Source organism: Cupriavidus taiwanensis, assembly GCF_900250075.1.
Classification (GTDB): Bacteria; Pseudomonadota; Gammaproteobacteria; order Burkholderiales; family Burkholderiaceae; genus Cupriavidus; species Cupriavidus taiwanensis_C.
Genome location: NZ_LT977071.1, coordinates 1,199,298 through 1,218,505 on the forward strand (window position 1 = coordinate 1,199,298; position 19,208 = coordinate 1,218,505).

General features: G+C 67.3%; 18 protein-coding genes. 7 read left to right on the forward strand and 11 right to left on the reverse strand.

What is annotated here, in order from left to right; all coding sequences use genetic code 11:
- Positions 1 to 98: 98 nt before the first annotated feature.
- From CBM2588_RS21815 to CBM2588_RS21860, 10 genes are all read right to left on the reverse strand, one after another.
- Positions 99 to 1,163 carry a phosphotransferase gene (locus tag CBM2588_RS21815; RefSeq protein ID WP_115682440.1) on the reverse strand — a complete coding sequence of 355 codons (1,065 nt, stop codon included), beginning with the start codon at positions 1,161 to 1,163 and terminating at the stop codon, positions 99 to 101.
- Positions 1,156 to 2,352: an acyl-CoA dehydrogenase family protein gene (locus tag CBM2588_RS21820; RefSeq protein ID WP_115682441.1), complete on the reverse strand. Its 1,197-nt coding sequence runs from the start codon at positions 2,350 to 2,352 to the stop codon at positions 1,156 to 1,158. The genes CBM2588_RS21815 and CBM2588_RS21820 overlap by 8 nt, the downstream gene beginning before the upstream one ends.
- Before the next feature lie 11 nt (positions 2,353 to 2,363).
- Positions 2,364 to 3,149 carry an SDR family NAD(P)-dependent oxidoreductase gene (locus CBM2588_RS21825; RefSeq protein WP_115682442.1) on the reverse strand — a complete coding sequence of 262 codons (786 nt, stop codon included), beginning with the start codon at positions 3,147 to 3,149 and terminating at the stop codon, positions 2,364 to 2,366.
- A gap of 36 nt (positions 3,150 to 3,185) precedes the next feature.
- A complete protein-coding gene (locus tag CBM2588_RS21830) occupies positions 3,186 to 4,655 on the reverse strand; it encodes an NAD(P)(+) transhydrogenase (Re/Si-specific) subunit beta (RefSeq protein WP_115682443.1) in 1,470 nt (489 codons plus the stop codon).
- Positions 4,652 to 5,002 (reverse strand): NAD(P) transhydrogenase subunit alpha, encoded by a 351-nt coding sequence (locus CBM2588_RS21835; protein WP_115682444.1) that lies wholly within the window; start codon positions 5,000 to 5,002, stop codon positions 4,652 to 4,654. The genes CBM2588_RS21830 and CBM2588_RS21835 overlap by 4 nt, the downstream gene beginning before the upstream one ends.
- Positions 5,003 to 5,017: 15 nt before the next feature.
- Positions 5,018 to 6,136: a Re/Si-specific NAD(P)(+) transhydrogenase subunit alpha gene (locus CBM2588_RS21840; protein ID WP_115682445.1), complete on the reverse strand. Its 1,119-nt coding sequence runs from the start codon at positions 6,134 to 6,136 to the stop codon at positions 5,018 to 5,020.
- A gap of 101 nt (positions 6,137 to 6,237) precedes the next feature.
- Positions 6,238 to 7,032 carry a TauD/TfdA dioxygenase family protein gene (locus CBM2588_RS21845; protein ID WP_115682446.1) on the reverse strand — a complete coding sequence of 265 codons (795 nt, stop codon included), beginning with the start codon at positions 7,030 to 7,032 and terminating at the stop codon, positions 6,238 to 6,240.
- 34 nt (positions 7,033 to 7,066) lie between these two features.
- Positions 7,067 to 8,038: a zinc-binding dehydrogenase gene (locus CBM2588_RS21850; protein WP_115682447.1), complete on the reverse strand. Its 972-nt coding sequence runs from the start codon at positions 8,036 to 8,038 to the stop codon at positions 7,067 to 7,069.
- A 23-nt stretch (positions 8,039 to 8,061) separates the two neighbouring features.
- Positions 8,062 to 8,466 carry a hypothetical protein gene (locus tag CBM2588_RS21855; RefSeq protein WP_115682448.1) on the reverse strand — a complete coding sequence of 135 codons (405 nt, stop codon included), beginning with the start codon at positions 8,464 to 8,466 and terminating at the stop codon, positions 8,062 to 8,064.
- On the reverse strand, positions 8,456 to 8,917 hold the full coding sequence (locus CBM2588_RS21860; RefSeq protein ID WP_115682449.1) for a hypothetical protein: 462 nt from the start codon (positions 8,915 to 8,917) through the stop codon (positions 8,456 to 8,458). The genes CBM2588_RS21855 and CBM2588_RS21860 overlap by 11 nt, the downstream gene beginning before the upstream one ends.
- A 219-nt stretch (positions 8,918 to 9,136) precedes the next feature.
- Here CBM2588_RS21860 and CBM2588_RS21865 point away from each other — a divergent pair, with 219 nt between their 5' ends.
- From CBM2588_RS21865 to CBM2588_RS21895, 7 genes are all read left to right on the forward strand, one after another.
- Positions 9,137 to 9,427 (forward strand): UxaA family hydrolase, encoded by a 291-nt coding sequence (locus tag CBM2588_RS21865; protein ID WP_115682450.1) that lies wholly within the window; start codon positions 9,137 to 9,139, stop codon positions 9,425 to 9,427.
- Positions 9,428 to 9,432: 5 nt separating this feature from the next.
- The gene (locus tag CBM2588_RS21870) at positions 9,433 to 10,587 is read left to right on the forward strand and encodes a UxaA family hydrolase (protein WP_115683687.1); all 1,155 of its coding nucleotides are present in this window, start codon (positions 9,433 to 9,435) and stop codon (positions 10,585 to 10,587) included.
- 6 nt (positions 10,588 to 10,593) lie between these two features.
- Positions 10,594 to 11,298, forward strand: coding sequence for a GntR family transcriptional regulator (locus CBM2588_RS21875; protein WP_115682451.1), 705 nt, complete (start codon positions 10,594 to 10,596; stop codon positions 11,296 to 11,298).
- Entirely contained in the window at positions 11,295 to 12,329 is a 1,035-nt protein-coding gene (locus CBM2588_RS21880) for an Ldh family oxidoreductase (protein ID WP_115682452.1), read from the forward strand. The genes CBM2588_RS21875 and CBM2588_RS21880 overlap by 4 nt, the downstream gene beginning before the upstream one ends.
- An 87-nt stretch (positions 12,330 to 12,416) precedes the next feature.
- Positions 12,417 to 15,983: an indolepyruvate ferredoxin oxidoreductase family protein gene (locus tag CBM2588_RS21885; protein WP_115682453.1), complete on the forward strand. Its 3,567-nt coding sequence runs from the start codon at positions 12,417 to 12,419 to the stop codon at positions 15,981 to 15,983.
- 68 nt (positions 15,984 to 16,051) lie between these two features.
- On the forward strand, positions 16,052 to 17,032 hold the full coding sequence (locus tag CBM2588_RS21890) for a tripartite tricarboxylate transporter substrate binding protein (protein WP_115682454.1): 981 nt from the start codon (positions 16,052 to 16,054) through the stop codon (positions 17,030 to 17,032).
- Between the two features lie 173 nt (positions 17,033 to 17,205).
- The gene (locus CBM2588_RS21895) at positions 17,206 to 18,606 is read left to right on the forward strand and encodes a 3-deoxy-D-arabino-heptulosonate 7-phosphate synthase (RefSeq protein ID WP_115682455.1); all 1,401 of its coding nucleotides are present in this window, start codon (positions 17,206 to 17,208) and stop codon (positions 18,604 to 18,606) included.
- Positions 18,607 to 18,645: 39 nt separating this feature from the next.
- On the opposite strand, the gene CBM2588_RS21900 is transcribed toward CBM2588_RS21895, so the two are convergent.
- Positions 18,646 to 19,131, reverse strand: coding sequence for a helix-turn-helix transcriptional regulator (locus CBM2588_RS21900; RefSeq protein ID WP_231942232.1), 486 nt, complete (start codon positions 19,129 to 19,131; stop codon positions 18,646 to 18,648).
- Positions 19,132 to 19,208: the final 77 nt, after the last annotated feature.

Consider the following 19,208-nt stretch of genomic DNA (forward strand, 5'->3'; position numbering starts at 1 on the left):
AGCTACGTTTCGCATAATAAGTGTTATGTCAAATCAAGTAGATTTCGTAGCTGGCTGCCAGCAGTTCGGCAGCCACCATAGACCCTCATACCCCCCGCTCAACCCATAACGCGCTGCGCCTGTATCCAAGCAAGATCAGCCACCCGCGCGAAGCGCTCGCCCATGGCACGCGCGTCGGCGCTGGACGCCGTGCCGCGTGCGGCGCGGGCCTTGATGCCATGGAGAATCGCTGCGAAGCGGAACATGTTGAAAGCGATGTAGAAATCCAGGTTGCCAATGCCCTGGCGCCCGGTGCGGCGGCAGTAGGCTTCGACATAGACGGCCTCGTCGGGCAATCCCGCTGCCGCCAGGTCCCGCCCCGCGATGCCGCCCAGGATATCGGGCGGCATGCGGAACATCATGGCGTGATAGGCAAAGTCGGCAAGCGGATCGCCCAGCGTCGACAGTTCCCAGTCCAGCACCGCCAGCACCCGCGGCTCAGTGGGATGGAAGATCAGGTTGTCGGCGCGGAAATCGCCGTGGGTGATGGCAACCTCATCGGCGCCGGGCAGATGCCGGGGCAGCCAGTCGACCAGTTGGTCCATCGCAGGATGCCGGCCGGCCAGCTCGTCGCTGCGGTACTGGTCCGACCAGCGCGCGACCTGACGGGCAACGTAGCCGCCAGGCTTGCCGTAGTCGCCCAGGCCGATGGCAGCCGGATCGATGGTGTGGAGGCTGGCCAGCGTGGCGTTCATGGCGTCCATGTAGGCCGCACGCTCGCCCGGCGCCACCTCGGAAAAACCGGCATCCCAGAAGATCCGGCCCTCGACGAGATCCATCACGAAGAACCAACTGCCGATCACCGCATCGTCGGTGCAGAGCCCGTGGATCCGGGGTACCGGAAAGCCCGCCTGGCCCAGCGCCGCCATCACCCTGGCTTCGCGTTCCACGGCGTGGGCGCCTTTGATCAGCTCGCCGGGGGGCTTGCGTCGCAGCACATAGCTGCGCCCGGGCGTACGCAGGCGATAGGTAGGATTGGACTGCCCGCCCTTGAACTGGTCGATCGTCAGCGGTCCGGCGTATCCCGCCACGTTACGCGCCATCCAGCGCTCCAGCGCAGCCTGGTCGAAGCGATGCTGGTCGCGCACCGGCCCTGTGCCGGCGAACGCTTGCGCGCTAGCCATGGCTCGCCTCCCCGCTCAGGGTCTTGCGCTTGATCATCTTTGCCAGCGACCATTTGTGTACCTCGGTGGGGCCGTCGTAGATGCGGAAGGCGCGGACTTCACGGAACACCTGCTCGACGATGGAGTCGCGCGATACCCCCGAGCCGCCCATGATCTGCACGCAACGGTCGGCCACGCGGAACACCGCCTCGGACACCGCCACCTTGGTCATCGAGCTCTCGTTGGTCCCCACGGCACCGCCATCGAGCACGCCGGCGCACCAGTCGATCATCAATGCCGCCTGCTGCAGGTCGATCAGGTTCTCGGCCAGCATGAATCCTACGCCTTCATGGTCGATCAGCAGCTTGCCAAATGCCTTGCGCGTGGTCGCATAGGCCGTGGCGATCTCATGCGCACGCGTGGCGCAGCCGTGCCAGCGCATGCAATGCGAAAGCCGGGCTGGCGACAACCTGACCTGAGCATAGCGGAAGCCTTCGTTGATCTCGCCAAGCACCTGGCTGGCCGGCACCCGCAGATTGTCGATGACGATCAGGGCATGCCCGCCGGGCATCGAGTTGTCGATGGTGTCCAGCACACGCTCGATCCGAATCGCGGGATCGGGCAGGTCCACCAGGAACATGGTGGACTGCACCTTGCCGTCCTCGCCCGTGCGCGCCATCACAATGCCGACCGAAGCCCCTTCCGCGCCAGTGATGAACATCTTGCGCCCGTTGATGACCCACTCGTCGCCCCGCTTCACCGCGGTGGTCTGCAGCATTGACGGATCCGAGCCGGCGCCGCCATCCTCGGCTGGCTCGGTCATGAAGAAGGCCGAGCGGGTTGCGCCACTGACAAGCTGGTCGAGGAAGCGCCGCTTCTGTTCCGGGGTGGCGACCTTGCCGAGCAGGAACATATTGCCCTCGTCGGGGGCCATGGTATTGACGGCCACAGGACCCAGCGGCGACAGCCCGGAGCGCTTGAGCACGGCTGCGGTCTCCAGCTGCGTCAGGTGGCTGCCGTCATCGAGGATGTGCGGCGTCATGACGCCCGCCTCGCGCGCCTTGGCGCGCAGTTCGTCGACGAGGTCCGCCGACGGGCCATGCGCACCGTAACGGGGGTCGCGCTCGTAGGGCGCGACGACCTTGCGCACAAAGGACTCGACCCGATCGGCGATGGCCCGGCTGCGTTCGGTGGGACAGGGAGTGAACATGGGTATTTGTCTCAGAGCGAGTTGATGGAGTGGCCGCCGTCAACCGGCAGGACCGTGCCCGTCATGTAGTCGGACGCATCCGAGGCCAGCAACAGCAGCGCGCCATCGAGCTGGCCGGGCTGGCCGAGCCGGCGCTGCGGAATGCGCGCGATCATGGCCCGGCCGCTGTCGCTCTCGAAGAAGCTGCGGTTGATGTCGGTCTCGAAGTAGCCCGGCGCCAGCGCGTTGACGCGGATGCCGTAACGCGCCCATTCCAGCGCCAGCGAGCGCGTCAGGTGGATCAGGCCTGCCTTCGCGGCGGTGTATGCGGGCACCTGCTGCGCCACGCGCAGGCCGAGGATCGACGCGATATTGACAATGCTGCCGCCGCCGGCTGCGCGCATCATCCGCGCCGCGCACTGCGCCACGCGCCAGGCGCCGTTCAGGTTGGTGTCGATCACGCTTTGCCAGGCGCCCTCCTCTACCTTCATGGCCGGCCCGGTGGTGGCGATGCCGGCGCTGTTGACGACTACCTGGACCGGTCCCAGCTGCCGGTGCGCCGCCTGGAACGCGGCACCGACCGATGCCGGATCCCTGACGTCGAGCGGCACCACGCAGCCTTGCCCGCCCTGTCTGCGCAGGTCGGCCAGCACGGCCTCGCCTTCGGCCACGCGCCGGCCAGCCAGTGCCACCTTGCAGCCTGCGCGCGCCAGCGTCTGCGCAAAGTGCAGGCCCAGGCCGCCAAAGGCCCCGGTTACCAGCGCTACCTTGCCGTCCAGATCGGCAAACAGGCCGAGCTCGCGTCCTTGCTGGTTCATTGCTTGTCTCCTCTGTATTGCTGCGAATGCTGCGGCTCAGGCGGCCTTGAGCATGTCCTCGACCACCTTCTTGGCGTCGCCGAACACCATCATGGTCTTGTCCATGTAGAACAGCTCGTTGTCCAGGCCGGCGTAGCCGGCGGCCATCGAGCGCTTGTTGACGATGATGGTCTTGGCCTTGTACGCCTCCAGGATCGGCATGCCGGCGATCGGCGACTTGGGATCGGTTTTGGCCGCCGGGTTGACCACGTCGTTGGCGCCCAGCACCAGCACCACGTCGGCCTGGCCGAACTCGCTGTTGATGTCTTCCATCTCGAAGACCTGGTCGTACGGCACCTCGGCCTCGGCCAGCAGCACGTTCATGTGGCCCGGCATGCGGCCCGCCACCGGGTGGATCGCGTATTTCACGGTTACGCCCTTTTCCGTGAGGGCTTCGGTCAGCTCCTTGAGCGCGTGTTGGGCGCGCGCCACCGCCAGGCCGTAGCCAGGCACAATGATGACCGTCTCCGCATTGCCCATCAGGAAGGCGGCGTCATCGGCCGAACCCGACTTGACGTTGCGCTGCGCCTGCGCTGCCGGCCCGCTTGCGGCCGTGGCATCGCTGCCGAAGCCGCCCAGGATCACGTTGAAGAACGAGCGGTTCATCGCCTTGCACATGATGTACGAGAGGATGGCACCGGACGAACCCACCAGCGAGCCGGCGATGATCAGCATCGGGTTGTTCAGCGAGAAGCCGATGCCCGCCGCCGCCCAGCCAGAGTACGAGTTCAGCATCGACACCACCACCGGCATGTCGGCGCCGCCGATCGGGATGATGATCAGCACGCCCAGCACGAAGGCAATTGCCAGCATCACCAGGAACGGCAGCCATTCCTGCGTCATGAAGAAGGCGATGCCGAAGCCCACCATGGCCACCGCCAGCGCCAGGTTCAGCACGTGCTGGCCGGCGAACACCACCGGCGCGCCCTGGAACAGGCGGAACTTGTAGCGCCCGGCCAGCTTGCCGAAGGCGATCACCGAGCCCGAGAACGTGATCGCGCCGACAAAGCAGCCAATGAACAGCTCGATCCGGTTGCCGAGCGGGATATCACGCGAACCGGCAGCGGTGATGCCGAACGCGGCGGGCTCCGCCACTGCCGCCACCGAAATAAACACCGCCGCCAGGCCGATGAGCGAGTGCATCGCCGCCACCAGCTCGGGCATCTTGGTCATCTGCACTTTCCTGGCCACGTAGGCGCCAATGCCGCCGCCCACCACCAGCGCGGCCAGTATCAGCGCCAGGCCGGTGCCGGGCGCTGATGCATCCGCCTGGCCGGACAGCAGCTCGCTCTTCAGCTTGAAGATCAGCGCCACCGTGGTGAGTGCCGCCACCGCCATGCCGGCCATGCCGAAGCCGTTGCCGCGCCGCGCGGTGGTCGGGTGTGACAGCCCCTTGAGCGCCTGGATAAAGCAGACCGACGCGCCCAGGTAAGACAGCGTCACCAGATTCATCGACAGGCCGTTCATTGCGCTACCTCCGACAGTTTGCCGCCAGGCTGCCCAATTGCTTCAGCCTGCGCCTTGGGTGCCTTCTTCCTGAACATCTCCAGCATGCGCTGGGTGACCAGGAAGCCGCCGAACACATTGACCGCCGCCAGCGCCACCGCCAGCGTGCCCATTGCGCGGCCAACATAGCCCTCGGTCAGGCCGGCGGCCAGCATGGCGCCGACGATGATGATGGCCGAGATGGCATTGGTCACCGCCATCAACGGCGTATGCAGCGCGGGGGTAACGGTCCAGACCACGTGGTAGCCCACGTAGATCGCCAGGACAAAGATGATCAGGTTGATCACCGTGTGGCTAACCATTTCCATTGAGGTCTCCTTGCATCAGCCGGCCAGCGCCGCTTGCTTGCGTCCCGTCATCAGGCAGGCGGCGACGATGTCGTCTTCGAGGTTGAGCGTGAACTGGCCGTCCTTGTCGACGACCAGCTTGAGGAAGTCCAGCACGTTGCGGGCATAGAGCGCCGAGGCGTCGGCCGCGACCATGCTGGCCAGGTTGGTATGTCCGATCAGGATCACGCCGTTGTGGTTGACCACCTGGTCGGCCACCGTCAGTGGGCAGTTGCCACCCTGCGCGGCGGCCAGGTCGACCACCACCGAGCCCGGCTTCATCTGCCGCACGGTCGCTTCCTGCAGCAGCACCGGCGCCTTGCGGCCCGGGATCAGCGCGGTGGTGATGACGATGTCGGCCTGGAGCGCGCGCTGGTGCACCAGCTCGGCCTGGCGCTTCATCCAGTCCGGCGGCATCGGGCGCGCGTAGCCGCCCACGCCCTGCGCGATCTCGCGCTCTTCGTCGGTCAGGAACGGCACGTCGAGGAACTTGCCGCCGAGCGATTCGATCTGCTCCTTGACCGCGGGGCGCACGTCGGACGCCTCGATCACCGCGCCCAGGCGCTTGGCGGTGGCGATGGCCTGCAGGCCGGCGACGCCGGCGCCCAGGATCAGCACGCGCGCGGCCTTGACGGTGCCGGCGGCGGTCATCAGCATCGGCATGAAGCGCTGGTAGTGGTGCGCGGCCACCAGCACGGCCTTGTAGCCGGCGATATTGGCCTGCGACGACAGCACGTCCATGCTCTGCGCGCGCGTGGTGCGCGGCGCGGCTTCGAGCGCGAAGGCGGTGATGTTCGCGGCGGACATGCGCGCGTTGTTCTCGGCATCGAAGGGATTGAGCATGCCCACCAGCACCGCGCCGGGCTTCATCTGCGCCAGTTCGGCGGCATCGGGTGCGCGCACCTTGAGCACCATCTGCGCGCCGAGCGCGTCGGCGGCGCTGCCGATGGTGGCGCCGACCGCCTCATACGCGCTGTCGGGCTGGCTGGCGTTCAGGCCGGCGCCGGCCTGCACCACCACCTTGTGGCCCTGGGCGACGTACTTCTTGACGGTCTCCGGTGTCGCGGCAACACGCGCTTCCCCCGCCCGCGTCTCAGTCGGGATCCCTATCTGCATATCAGTCTCCGTTTGGTCCCGTCCGCAAGCCGGACAGGCCCTTGGTGCCGGGCGCCACCTGCCGGATCTCAGGCAAAGGGCGCCGGTATTGGCGGTACGCCTCAGCGGGGCACTTCCCCTTCCAGCGTGACGCGGTTCAGTACCCGCTCGGCGTTGCCGTAGTCATGTACGGCATAGTGCATGGTGCAGCGGTTGTCCCACATCAGTACATCGCCCTGTTGCCACATATGGCGGTAGACGTTGTCCGGCGTCACCGAGTGCTCATACAGGAAGTCGAGCAGCGGACGGCTCTCCGCCTCGGTCATGCCTTCGATGCACTGCGCGGTATCCGGGTGGCCTACATAGAGCGCCTTGCGCCCCGTCTCCGGGTGCGTGCGCACGATCGGGTGGACCGCCGTGGGGACCTTGTCCGAACCAGTCATCTTGGCCAGCCGCGCGCCAGAGAACCGGGCCCGCAGCCCTTCGATCATGCGCTGCATCGCCGGCGACAGGCGGTCGTACGAGACATACTGGTTGCACCACATGGTGTCGCCGCCGACGGGGATGGTCACTGCCGAGAGGATCGAGATCTTGGGCGGCACCTCGGTATAGATCGAGTCCGAATGCCAGGCCTCGGTCGAGGCGGTTTCCTTCGGGATTTTGGTGACCTGGGCCAGTTCCGGGAACTCTGTCAGACCCTTCAGCAACGGGTTGCCCTGCACCGGCTTGCCCCAACGCCTGGCAAACGCGACCTGGGCCGCAGGCTGAAGATGCTGGTCGCGGAACACCAGCACGCCATACGCGAGGAAGGCTCGGTGCAGGGTCTCGAAGCTGGCATCGTCGAGCGGCTGGTTCAGGTCGATACCGGTCACGGCTGCCGCCACGGAGCCGGTCAGCGGCTTGATCTGGATTGTCATCATGTCTCCTCTTGTCTCAGGCTTCTCTGTGGATTCAGTCGATCAGCAATACGATCTTGCCGACGTGCTGGTCTTGCTTCATGTATGCGTGGGCAGCGTCGATGTCGGTCATGGCAAAGGTCCGGTCGATCGGCAGCCGCACGCGGCCCGCGCGCAACAATGGCAGCATGTCGCGGGCGCAGGCCTGGATGCACTCCAGCCGCTCCTGTTCAGTGCGGGTGCGGAAGGTCACGCCAATCAGCTGCAGGCGCTTGAGCCAGAGCTGCGTCAGGTCGATCTGCGCGGTCGCGGAACCCAGCCGCGCGATGTTTACCAGGCGGCCCTTGACCGCGAGGCTTTGCATATTGGCTTCGAATACCGGACCGCCTACCGTGTCGATGATGATGTCGACACCCTTGTTGCCGGTGGCTGCCATGACCGCCTCGACCTGGTCTTCGCACGACGCATCGATGCCGACGTCCACGCCGAACTGGCTGATCTTGTCCAGCTTGGCGGCCGAGCGCGACGACGCGATCACGGGCCGCGCACCCATCAGCGAGGCGATCTGGATCGCCGCCATCGCCACGCCGCCCGAGGCGCCGTTGACCAGTACCGCCTCGCCGGCCACCAGGCGGCCGTTCGTAACCAGTGCGTCATGCGCAGTGATAAAGACGTTCGGGAACGCCGCGGCATCGATCCACGACAGGCCATCCGGCACCGGGATCAGCGCCATCGGATCGGCCACCACGTACTCCGCCTGGCAGCCGCGGCCATGGCCCATCACGCGGTCGCCCACGCGCCAGCCGTTGACACCCTCGCCGACTTCCGCCACCTCGCCGGCAAACTCGACGCCGGTCGTGATGGTGTTGCCCGACCGTAGCTCCTTCGCCTGGTTGATTTCGCCACGGTTCAGGCCCGCCGCGCGCACCCTCACCAGTACCTGCCCCGCTGCCGCCGCCGGCACGGGGATATCCTGCACTTCGACCTTGCCGCCCTCGGGGCCCGGCACTACACGGACTGCCTTCACTGCTGTCTCCTTTTCCTGTCTTTCTACGTGTTGCTTGCTGCGTCTGCGTCTTGCGCGAAAGCCTGGACCGCGCACTGCGCCGTCGCACGGATCAGCGACAACAGTTCCAGCGCGCGTTCGGCGGCCGCTTCGCCGCCGGGGTGGTTGCCGCGCACGAATGGCGCGCGGGCATCTTCGATCGCAGCCAGCGCCTGCATCGGTCTTTCCGCCGCTACCGCGAGCCGCCGGAATTCATTGACCGTCAACAGGTACGTGTGGAACACATCCGCCTGCCGCGACGTGGCGCCGAGCTTGTGCAGCAGCGCGTTGAGCCAGTGCGTGCCGGCCAGCATCGCGCCCTCGATGGTCATCTCGTAGTCCGCGCTGGTGCACTTGCGCAGCGATGCCTCGATGCTGCACGCCATTGCCATGTGCTGTTCAATGTCCATGGCAATTCCCCTCCAGGCGCGCCTCCAGCAGGTCAAGGCAACGGCGCAGCGCGGCGTCACAACCCGCCGCAATGTCGGCAGTCGGCGCCAGCCCCTCGCGCAGGCAAGGATCCCGGTGGTGCTCGATGTGCTCCATCGCCTCCATCATTTCGGCGATATCAGCAGGCACCGGCCCCTCCACTTTCGGGCGGCCGACATGCAGGACGTCGCCCAGCGGCCGCAACGCCGCCTTGAGGCTGCCGTCGGGCTGAGGCACCAGGTACACGCCCGGTTGCGTCGGGAAGCAGTCGTCGTCCAGCGTGATGCGGGCCTCGTGCAGTGCTGCATTGACGGCATGGGTACCGGCCGTCATGCCGGCCCAGAACCACAGCCCGAAATCCTCCAGCGGGTCCAGGCGCGCGCGCAGGGCCTGCAACTTCGCGATCTTCTCCTTGTGTGACATGACCTTCATGTCGGCTTTCTCCGTTGATTCACAGCGTCGATGTTCCGGCGCTGACAACATCGCCGTTGTCAGGACGATAGACAGCGGCCGCATCGATGTCAACAAACTTCTATATAGGACTTACGCTTGGGGAGTAGTGGTTTTCGCTGATAAGCCAGATTTTCGCTTGACCATCAACCCGTAGTCTTTCTACATTGGATCCCAACACCTATACAGGAGTTGATCGAAATGCCACGAGCCATCGTACTGAACCCCGCCGACAATGTGGCCACCCTGCTGGACGCCGGCGAAGCCGGCGAATCCTGTGCGCTCGAAGGCGAGCGGCAAGGCAGGCTGGTGCTGCTGCAGGACGTGCCGTTCGGCCACAAGATCTGCATCGCCGACACGGTAGCGGGACAAACCATCCTGAAGTACGGCCAGGTCATCGGCCGCGCCAGCCGCGCTGTGCGCGCCGGCGAACACATGCATGTTCACAACATCGAGTCGGCGCGCGCCCGCGGCGACCTGCACAAGGGGTAATGCAGATGGCAACAACCTTCCTCGGATACCCGCGCGAGAACGGCGCGGTCGGGGTGCGCAACTGGGTCGCCGTGGTCTCCGTGATGGACAACTGCAATCCGGTGACCCGCACCATTGCCCGCACAGTGGGTGGCTGCATTCCCGTCACCACGCTGTTCGTGCGCGGGCAGTTCGGCGCCGACCTGGACTTCGCCTTCGAGTCGCTGGCCGGCCTGGGGCGCAACCCCAACGTCGCCGCGGTGCTGCTGGTGGGCCTGGAGCCGTCGTCGACCGAAGAAGTGGCGCGCCGCATCCAGCTCAGCGGCAAGCCGGTCGAGCGCGTGCACTTGCAGCCCAACGGCACCGTTGACTGCATTGCCGACGGCACCCGCAAGGCCACACGACTTGTCCTGGCCGCGTCCCGCGCGCGCCGCGTGCCATGCCCGGTGTCGTCGCTGGTGATCGGCGTGGAGTGCGGCGGGTCCGATACCACCTCGGGCCTGAGCTGCAACCCGGTGATCGGCCGCATGGCCGACATGCTGATCGCCGAGGGCGGGACCGTGATCATCTCGGAAACGTCGGAGTTCATCGGCGCCGATCACCTGTTCGCGGAACGCGCCGCAGACGGGCGTGTGCGCGAGGCCTTCGTCACCGCCGTGCGCAACATGGAGAATCTGGCCATCTCGCGCGGCGTCGACATGCGCGAGGACCAGCCTTCGCCCGACAACAAGCGCGGCGGCCTGACCACCGTCGAAGAAAAGGCGCTGGGCGCCATGGCCAAGGCCGGCACCAGCCCGCTGGTGGGCGTGCTGCGCTACGGCGAGGCACCGCAGCAGAAAGGCCTGCATTTCATGGACGCACCGGCCGCGGCCGTGGAAAATCTCACTGCGCTGGCTGCCGGCGGATGCCAGCTGACCTTCTTCGGCACGGGGGTGGGCAATCCGATCGGCAGCATGGTGGCACCGACGGTCAAGGTGTGCGGCAACGTCAATACCCTGCACACCATGGCCGACAACATTGACTTCGACGTCAGCGGCGTCCTGCAACGCGGAGAGAAGATCTCCGACCTCGGCGAACGGCTGTACGGCTATGCGACGGACGTCGCATCCGGCACGCGGCTGACCAGCGAGGTGCTCGATATCCGGGAGACCGCGATCAGTCGATTCGCACTGAGCCTCTGAGCAACCATGACCAAACTTAACAGCGTCTCCGACGCGATCATCCGCTCCATCGAATCCGGCGCACTGCGCGAGGGTGACCGCCTGCCGTCAGAAGGCGAGCTGGCCGCCATGCACGGCGTGAGTGTGGGCACCATCCAGAAGGTGCTGATCCGGCTGAAGCACTCCGGACTGATCACGCGCGAGCAGGGGCGGGGTACCTTTGTTTCCGGCACCCGCGTGGCGCCCGCGGATGTGCGCTACCTGCGCTTTCGCGACGAGCAGGGCAACGAGCTGCCGTCCTACGTGCACGCCCGCTCTGTCAAGCGCATCAAGCGCCCGGGGCCATGGTCCGAGTTCCTCGGCGGCGATGGCTGGGTGCGCATCGAGCGCGTGATCAGCGTGGGCGGGCGCCTGGACCTGTACAGCGAGTTCTGGCTGCGCGACGAGGACTTCGCCCAGCTCGGCGGCCTGGACCGCGACGCGCTGGAGAAGAACCTGCGCGAACTGATCGGCCAGCGGCTGTCGCTGCCGACCTTGCGCGTGGACCAGTGGATCCGCTTCGGCCCGGCGCCTGCCACGGCGGCGCGCGAGATCGGGCTGAAAGCCGACGCGCCGGCCTTTATCATGGAACTGCGCGGCTATACGCTGCGCGACCAGCCGCTTTACTACCAGTCGGTCTACGCCGCCCCCTTTTCAGAGCGGCTGATGATCGTGCGGGAGAAGTCCTCATGACCAAGCGATGGAGCGTACAGGGCCTGGAGCGCTGGACGTCTGCTGTTTTCGAAGCGTGCGGCGTGGCGCGCGAGCATGCCCTCCAGGCCGCCACCGTGCTGGTTCGCAGCGAGCTGCGCGGCTACAAGACCCATGGCATGACGCGCGTGCCCTCGTATGTCGAGCGTCTGCGTGCCGGCGACTTTAACCCGAGCGCCGCGATGTCTCACCGCAGCTTCGCCGGCGGCATCGTGCTGGACGCGGACGGCGCCATGGGCCAGATCGCCGGGCCGCACGCGGTGCAGCTTGGCCTGGAGGCGCTGGCATCGAGCGCATCCGTGCTGGTTGCGGTGCAGTCGTGCGGCCACCTCGGCGCGCTGGGCATCCATGCCCTGCTGGCCGCCGAGGCGGGCGCGTTCTGCCTGGTCGGTCAGCGCACGCCGCCCGTGCTGGGCATGCAGGGCTTCGCCCGCCCGGCCATCGGCCACAACCCCATCGCCTTCGGCTGCCCCCTGCCTGGCCATGCACCCATCGTGTTCGACGTGGCCTGCAGTGTCGCCGCGCGCGGCCATATCCTGCTGGCCGCCCGCGAGGGCAAAGCCATTCCCGAGGGCTGGGCGCTCGACGCCGAGGGCCAGCCAACCACCGATGCACAGCGTGCGCTGGCCGGCTCGCTGCTGCCCACAGGGGGGCACAAGGGCATCGGCATTGCCATGATGGTGGAGTGCCTGGCAGGCGCCCTCACCGCCACCGCCGACTCGCTCTCCCCCGAGCGCAATCACGTCGGCAGTGCCGGCGCCGTCGGCCGCCAGGGCGGCTTTGTCTGGCTCGTCAGGCCCGATGCCTTCGCCGGCCAGCGCATATTTGCCGACTACATGGCCCATTGGAGCGGCAACTACCTTGCCGCCGGCGGCGGCGATGCAAGGCTTCCGGGCCATCGCGGCAATGCCCTCGAACTTGACGGGCGCGAGCACGGCATCGCGTTGCCCGACGCCATCGCCTGCGAGCTGACCGCGCTGGGCAGGCAGCTCGCCATCCCGTTCCCGGCCTAGCCGAATCCACGACAACATCACAGAGAACCGGGCCACCGGCAGGCGCCGGCCGCCCCTACGCAACCCCATACTGGCTGATTCCGTCCCATGAACGCTCCAATACTCCCCGACGCAGCCCGGCAGGCCATGGAAGCAGTGTCGATCGACGACAAGTACGCGCTGGAATCCGGCCGCGCCTACATGAGCGGCGTGCAGGCCCTGGTGCGGCTGCCACTGCTGCAGCGGCGGCGCGACACGATGGCGGGCCACAACACCGCGGCCTTCATTTCCGGCTACCGCGGCTCGCCGCTAGGCACCTATGACCAGGCCATGTGGCAGGCAAAGAAGTATCTCGCCGACAACCATGTGGTCTTCAAGCCCGGCGTCAACGAAGAGCTTGGCGTGACCGCCGTGTGGGGATCGCAGCAACTCGACTTCGATGCGGCCAGCAAGAAGTACGACGGCGTGTTCGGCATCTGGTACGGCAAGGGCCCCGGCGTCGACCGCAGCGGCGATGCGCTCAAGCACGCCAACCTGGCTGGCACCTCGCGGCTGGGCGGCGTGATCGCGCTGGCCGGCGACGACCACGTGTCCAAGAGCAGCACGCTGGCGCACCAGAGCGACCACACCCTGATCGCGTGCGGCCTGCCGGTGTTCTTTCCGTCCAACGTGCAGGACATCCTGGACCTCGGCGTGCATGCCTTCGCCATGAGCCGGTTCAGCGGCCTGTGGTCCGGCATGAAGACCGTGCAGGAGGTGGTGGAATCGGGCGCCTCGGTGGTCACCGACTCGGACCGGGTCCGCATCCTGCTGCCGGAAGACTTCACGATGCCCGCGGGCGGCCTGCATATCCGCTGGCCGGACGATCCGCTCGCGGCCGAGGCGCGCATGATGGAGTTCAAGTGGCCGGCGGCACTCGCCTATGTGCGCAGCAACCGCCTGAACCGCAACGTGGTCGAGGGCCCCAACGACCGGCTGGGCATCATTGCCAGCGGCAAGGCCTACAGCGATACGCGCCAGGCCCTGCTTGACCTCGGGCTCGATAACGCCGCCTGTCGCGCGCTCGGCATCCGGGTCCACAAGGTCAGCGTGGTGTGGCCGCTGGAATCGCTCAGCGTGCGCGAGTTCGCGCACGGCCTGCGCGAAGTGCTGGTGGTGGAGGAAAAGCGCCCCCTGATCGAGCAGCAGCTCAAGGACGAGCTGTACCACTATCCCCCCGCCGCTCGCCCGGCCGTCTTCGGCAAGTACCACCACACCGACGGCGTGGGCGGCGAATGGAGCCATCCACGGCCGGCCGAGGACTGGCTGCTGCGCGCCAAGGCCGACCTGTCGCCGGCACTGGTGGCCAAGGCCATCGCCCAGCGCCTCAGGCTGCTCGGCGTGCCGGCCGATGTGGCGGCGCGCATGGACGTGCGCCTGAAGGAAATCGAGGCCAGGGAACGCGCCACCGCCCAGGGCGACTCGCGCGGCACCGACCGCCTGCCATGGTTCTGCCCGGGCTGCCCGCACAACACCAGCACCCGCGTGCCGGAAGGCTCGGTCGCGACGGCGGGCATCGGCTGCCACGGCATGGTCGTGTGGATGGACCGTTCCACCACCTCGTGGTCGCAGATGGGCGGCGAAGGCGTGCACTGGATGGGCCAGGCACCCTTCAGCAAGCGCAACCACATGTTCGCCAACCTGGGCGACGGCACCTACAACCACTCCGGCCTGCTGGCGGTGCGCCAGTCCATCCATGCCGGCGTGAACATGACCTACAAGATCCTGTTCAACAGCGCCGTGGCGATGACCGGTGGCCAGCCGGTGGACGGGCAGCTTGACGTGCCAGCGATGTCGCGCGAGCTGGCCGCCGAGGGCGCCAGGCAGATCGTGGTGGTCACGGATGAACCGGACAAGTACAAGGGTGTCGCCAACCTGGCAACGGGGGTCACGGTGCGCCACCGCGACGAACTCGATGCCGTACAGCGCGAACTGCGCGACGTCAGCGGCGTCACGGCGATCATCTACGACCAGGCCTGCGCCACCAAGAAGCGCCGCGAGCGCAAGCGCGGCACCATGGCCGATCCCGCCAAGCGCGTGGTCATCAATGAACTGGTGTGCGAAGGCTGCGGCGACTGCTCGGTGGAGAGCAACTGCCTGGCCGTGCAGCCGGTGGAGACGGAATTCGGCCGCAAGCGCAAGATCAACCAGGATACCTGCAACAAGGATTTCTCCTGTACCAAGGGCTTCTGCCCCAGCTTCGTCACCGTCGAGGGCGGCCAGCTCAGGCAGCCGTCGACAGCAGCCACGCGCCATCCGGCGCCGGGCGACATCCCGATGCCCGCCCTGCCCGACGCGGCGACGCCGCGACGCATCGTCGTGGCGGGCATCGGCGGTACCGGCATCGTGACGATCGGCGGCGTGCTTGGCATGGCCGCGCACCTCGAAGGCAAAGGCGTCATCACCCAGGACGCCACCGGCATGGCACAGATGGGCGGTTCCACCTGGAGCCACATCCAGATCGCTGCCAGCCCGGATGCCCTGCATGCCAGCCGGGTGGATATCGCGATGGCCGACCTGGTGATTGGCTGCGACACGGTGGTGGCAGCCAGCAAGGCGACGCTTGCCGCCATGTCGCCTGGGCGCACCTATGTCGTGCTCAACAGCCATGTCACCCCCACCGCCGCCTTTGTGCGCAATCCGGACTGGGACGCACAGACCGCGGAGGCCGTGGGCCGCATCGCGCAGGCTGTCGGCAACGGCCAGCTTGGCAGCTTTGACGCCGAACAGGTGGCAAAGGGCGTGATGGGTCAGTCCATCTACGCCAACCTGATGATGCTGGGCTACGCCTGGCAGAAGGGACGCGTGCCGCTGTCGCATGCCGCGCTGATGCGTGCCATCGAGCTCAACGGCGTGCAGGTGGACAGCAACCAGGCCGCGTTCGAATGGGGCCGGATGTGCGCGCACGACATGTCACGCGTCCCGGTGCGCGCCGCCGACGCACAGGTGATCCAGTTCGTGCGCAAGCTGCCCGTGGAGGAACTGCTGAAGCAGCACGCCGAGTTTCTAACCGGCTACCAGAACCGGGCTTATGCGGCGCAATACGAGTCGTTTGTCGGCCGCGTGAAAATGGCGGAATCGGTTGTTGGCGGCACCCGCATGACCGAAGCCGTGGCGCGCTCGCTGTTCAAGCTGATGGCCTACAAGGACGAGTACGAGGTGGCCCGCCTGCACACCGGCGCCGCATTCCGCAAGCAGATCGAGTCGATGTTCGAAGGCAAGGTCCGCCTGGTGCACCACCTCGCGCCGCCCCTGTTCGCCAGGAAGAACCAGGACGGGCAACCCCTCAAGGGCGCCTACGGCCCGTGGATGCGCACGGCCTTCGGGGTGCTGGCCCGCTTCCGCGGGCTGCGCGGCACGGCACTCGACCCGTTCGGCTATACCGCCGAGCGCAAGGCAGAGCGTGCGCTGATCGCCGAATACCGCCGTTGCATCGAGGGACTGCTGCAGAAACTCTCCGCGCAGAACCTGGACCTGGCGCTCGAGATCGCGCGCCTGCCGATGGAGATCCGCGGCTATGGCCACGTCAAGGTGCGCAACCTGGCCGCCGTGCGCACCCGCTGGGACCGGCTGATGGCGCAATGGGAGAGCGGCGAGGTCCGGCACGAGGCAAGCGGGCCCGCCGTGGCTGCCTGAAGATAAATGGTGTAGAGGCCCCGCCCGTGGCGGCGCGGGGACCATCAGAGCAAACAAGGAGACAAACCATGAAATCCACACTGCATCGCGTCGGACACGCCCTGGGTGCCATTGCTCTTGCCGCCTGCGCCGCCAGCGCGCTGGCCCAGGGTGGCTACCCGAACCGCCCCGTGCGCATCATCGTGCCGTGGCCGGCCGGCGGTGGCGTCGATACCGTGACCCGGACCGTGGCCGAGAAGATGAGCGCGAGCCTCGGCCAGCAGTTCGTGGTCGACAACCGGCCGGGCGCCACCGGGAACATCGGCGCCGGCATGGGCGCCAAGGCCGTGCCCGATGGCTACACGCTGCTGGTGGCCAGCGCGCCCATGGCCATCAATGCCAGCCTGCAGAAGAACCTGCCGTTCGACCTGGGCAAGGATTTCGCGCCGCTGGGACTGATGGCGAGCTCGCCCTACATGCTGGTGGTCAATCCATCGGTGGCCGGCTCGGTCAAGGAACTGGTGGCACGGGCGAAAGCCGAGCCCGGCAAGCTGAGCTATGCATCGGTCGGCCCCGGGACCCAGCAGAACGTGGTGAGCGAGGTGTTCAAGGAGATGGCCCACGTCAACATCGTCCACGCTCCCTACAAGGGCGGCCCGCAGGCCCTGACCGACATGGTCGGCGGCCACATCCAGATGATGTTCCACGGCGTGCCGGCGGTAATGCCCTTCGTGAAGGGCGGCCAGCTCAAGGGGATTGCCGTGGCAAGCAAGCAGCGCCTGCCGCTGTTCCCTGACATCCCGACCATGGCCGAGGCCGGCTTCCCTGGCATCGAGGCAAGCGAGTGGTACGGCCTGGTGGCGCCCGCCGGCACGCCGAAGGAGATCGTCGCGCTGCTGGGCAAGGAAATCGAGAAGGCACTGAATGCGCCCGGCGTGCGCCAGCAACTCGCCGGCAAGGGCTACGACCCGGCCAGCAGCAGCTCTCCGGACCAGTTCGCTACCTTCATGGCCGCCGAGCAGAAGAAATGGGCGCTGGCCATCAAGCAGACCGGCTTTCGCCTGGAATAAGGCAGTTGGGATGGCGGGCGGCCTTTCGGATTGGCATCCGGGTGATCCCTGCCAGGTCATTCGGCGCCGCCCGGAGGAAACGCTGGAACCGCCCCCGCCAACCCGCTCCGATGGACAACCGGCCCCGGATTGCCGGAGACTTCAGGCCTGATTCATGCCACGCCCCCTGGGATATGGACAAGCCTCCGCTGTCACCACATGCCTTGCTCGATGCGGCGCTGGGCGCCGTTCCGCGCCGCTATTGCCTGCCCGAACTTGACGATGCCTCCGTGCCGCCCCTGGATGCCAGCCCGGCGACGACGCTCGCACTCGTGATCGAACAGGCCCGCGCCGCGCTGGCGCGTCGCCAGACGCCGGATGCAGCCTTGAAAGACCGCTTTACCGGCGCGCTCGCGCGCATGGTGCGGGAAGCGATGCGCGCGGATGGCGGCGATCCGGTGTTCCAGGCGATGGTGCTGCGGCATCGGGCCGCGCCGGTGCGGGAGTACGCGTCGCTGTCAGCGCGCGCGGACCAGGACCGCCGCGCCGTCCGCGCCGCCGTCAATGCGGTCGCGCATCCCGGCAAGCAGCAAGGCCTCGGCCCAGGCCCGCAACGCGAGGCGCTGGCGCGGCTGCATGCGTGCGCCGGTGCCCAAGCCTGGAACGAACTCCACGACACCGTCCAGCGACTGCTGGAGATGGCGCACACGCCCGCCGTGGCGGGCGAACCACCGCAAGCACGCGGCCTGGCCCAACTGCTGGAACACCCGGCGCTGGCGCGTCTGCAGCGCCTTGATGCGCTGGCGTCGAACGCGCTCGTCGTGGAATACCGGACGCTGTGGGAACGATACGGTCCACGTTCGGGCAGCGCTTCCGCCGTCGCGCAGGGACGGTCCTCGCGGCAGCGTGGCGATGCCGCCGAGGCGCTGGCCGCGCGGGCGCTCGAGGCGTTGGCGCAGCGGCTTAACGCCGCGGCGGGTGCATCGGCACCCTACCGCGTGGTGACGTCGATGCGCGTACCGGCCGCGATCCCGGCCGCGCATCAGCACGCCAAAAGCGAATGGGATGTGGTGCTGCTCCGGCGATCTGCCGCAACAGAAGACACCGCCGCCGGCACGCCGGCCTGGGATGTGTGCCTGCTGGTCGAAGTCAAGGCCTCCGTCGATGCTGCGACTACGGATTTTCCGCGGCTGCTGCGCGGCTTGCGACTGCTTGCGCATGCGGACAAGGACGTCGTTTATCCGTTTGCGACCCGGCAAGGCACGGTGCCGCTGCGCGGCGCCGCGCTGTGCGCCCTGCCCTCGGCTCCCTCTGCGCTGTCCCGCACGGTGCTCTATTGCTGCGACGCCCCTGCCGAGCCGACCCCACGCCTGCTCGGCGCCGCGAGCCGGATGCAATTGCTGTCGGCAACGCCGACGCTCGATTTCGCCGCGGCGCTGACGGCGACACCGCCTGCGGACGCGCGCGCGCTTGAGCCGGTCTGGCATGCGCTGCTGGAAGCGCCCGGCTGGCGTGCCGTGCTCGACCAGTACGCGACGCTGCGGCAAGTCCGTGAACTGATGGTGCATACGGACGACTTGCTGGCCGCGGTGTAGGCAAGGCCTGGCCAGGCCAGACGCGCCGATGTGATCGACCTACGATCCACTACCGGGACGCGGCGCCAACAGGTCTTCGAAGAAGAAGGCCGCCAGCTGATGGCGCCCGTTCACCTTGGCCTTGGCATAAAGATTGGCGGCGTGCTGCCGCACGGTCTTGGCCCCGGTCTCGCGCACCCCGGCGATTTCTTCCAGAGACAGGCCCTTGACCAGCAGTAGCGCGACGTCCCTTTCGGCCGGAGTCAGGCCCCAGCGCTCGAACTGCTCCTGCATCGATTGCAGAAAGTCGCGTGTGGACCGTTGCGCGGCCGCGTCGCGTTCGGCCGCGGCGCGCACTGCGGCATCGGCTGAATGCTTGAGCGTTTCGAACGCGTGCAAGGCGCGTCGGCGCTCGCCGATCACGATGCCGAGGATCACCAGGAACGCAAGCGTCGCGGCGGTTTCGGCATAGAAGTGGAACGACGGCCCGCTGCTGACCAGCTGGTACAGGTCCCATGCCTGATAAAGCGGGAAGACGGCAAGCATGAGCAGGAACTTTGGGGGCATAGGCGTTCGGTCTCGGGCCAGCCATGACAAGCCGGCTGGGAAAAAACGAGCATCAC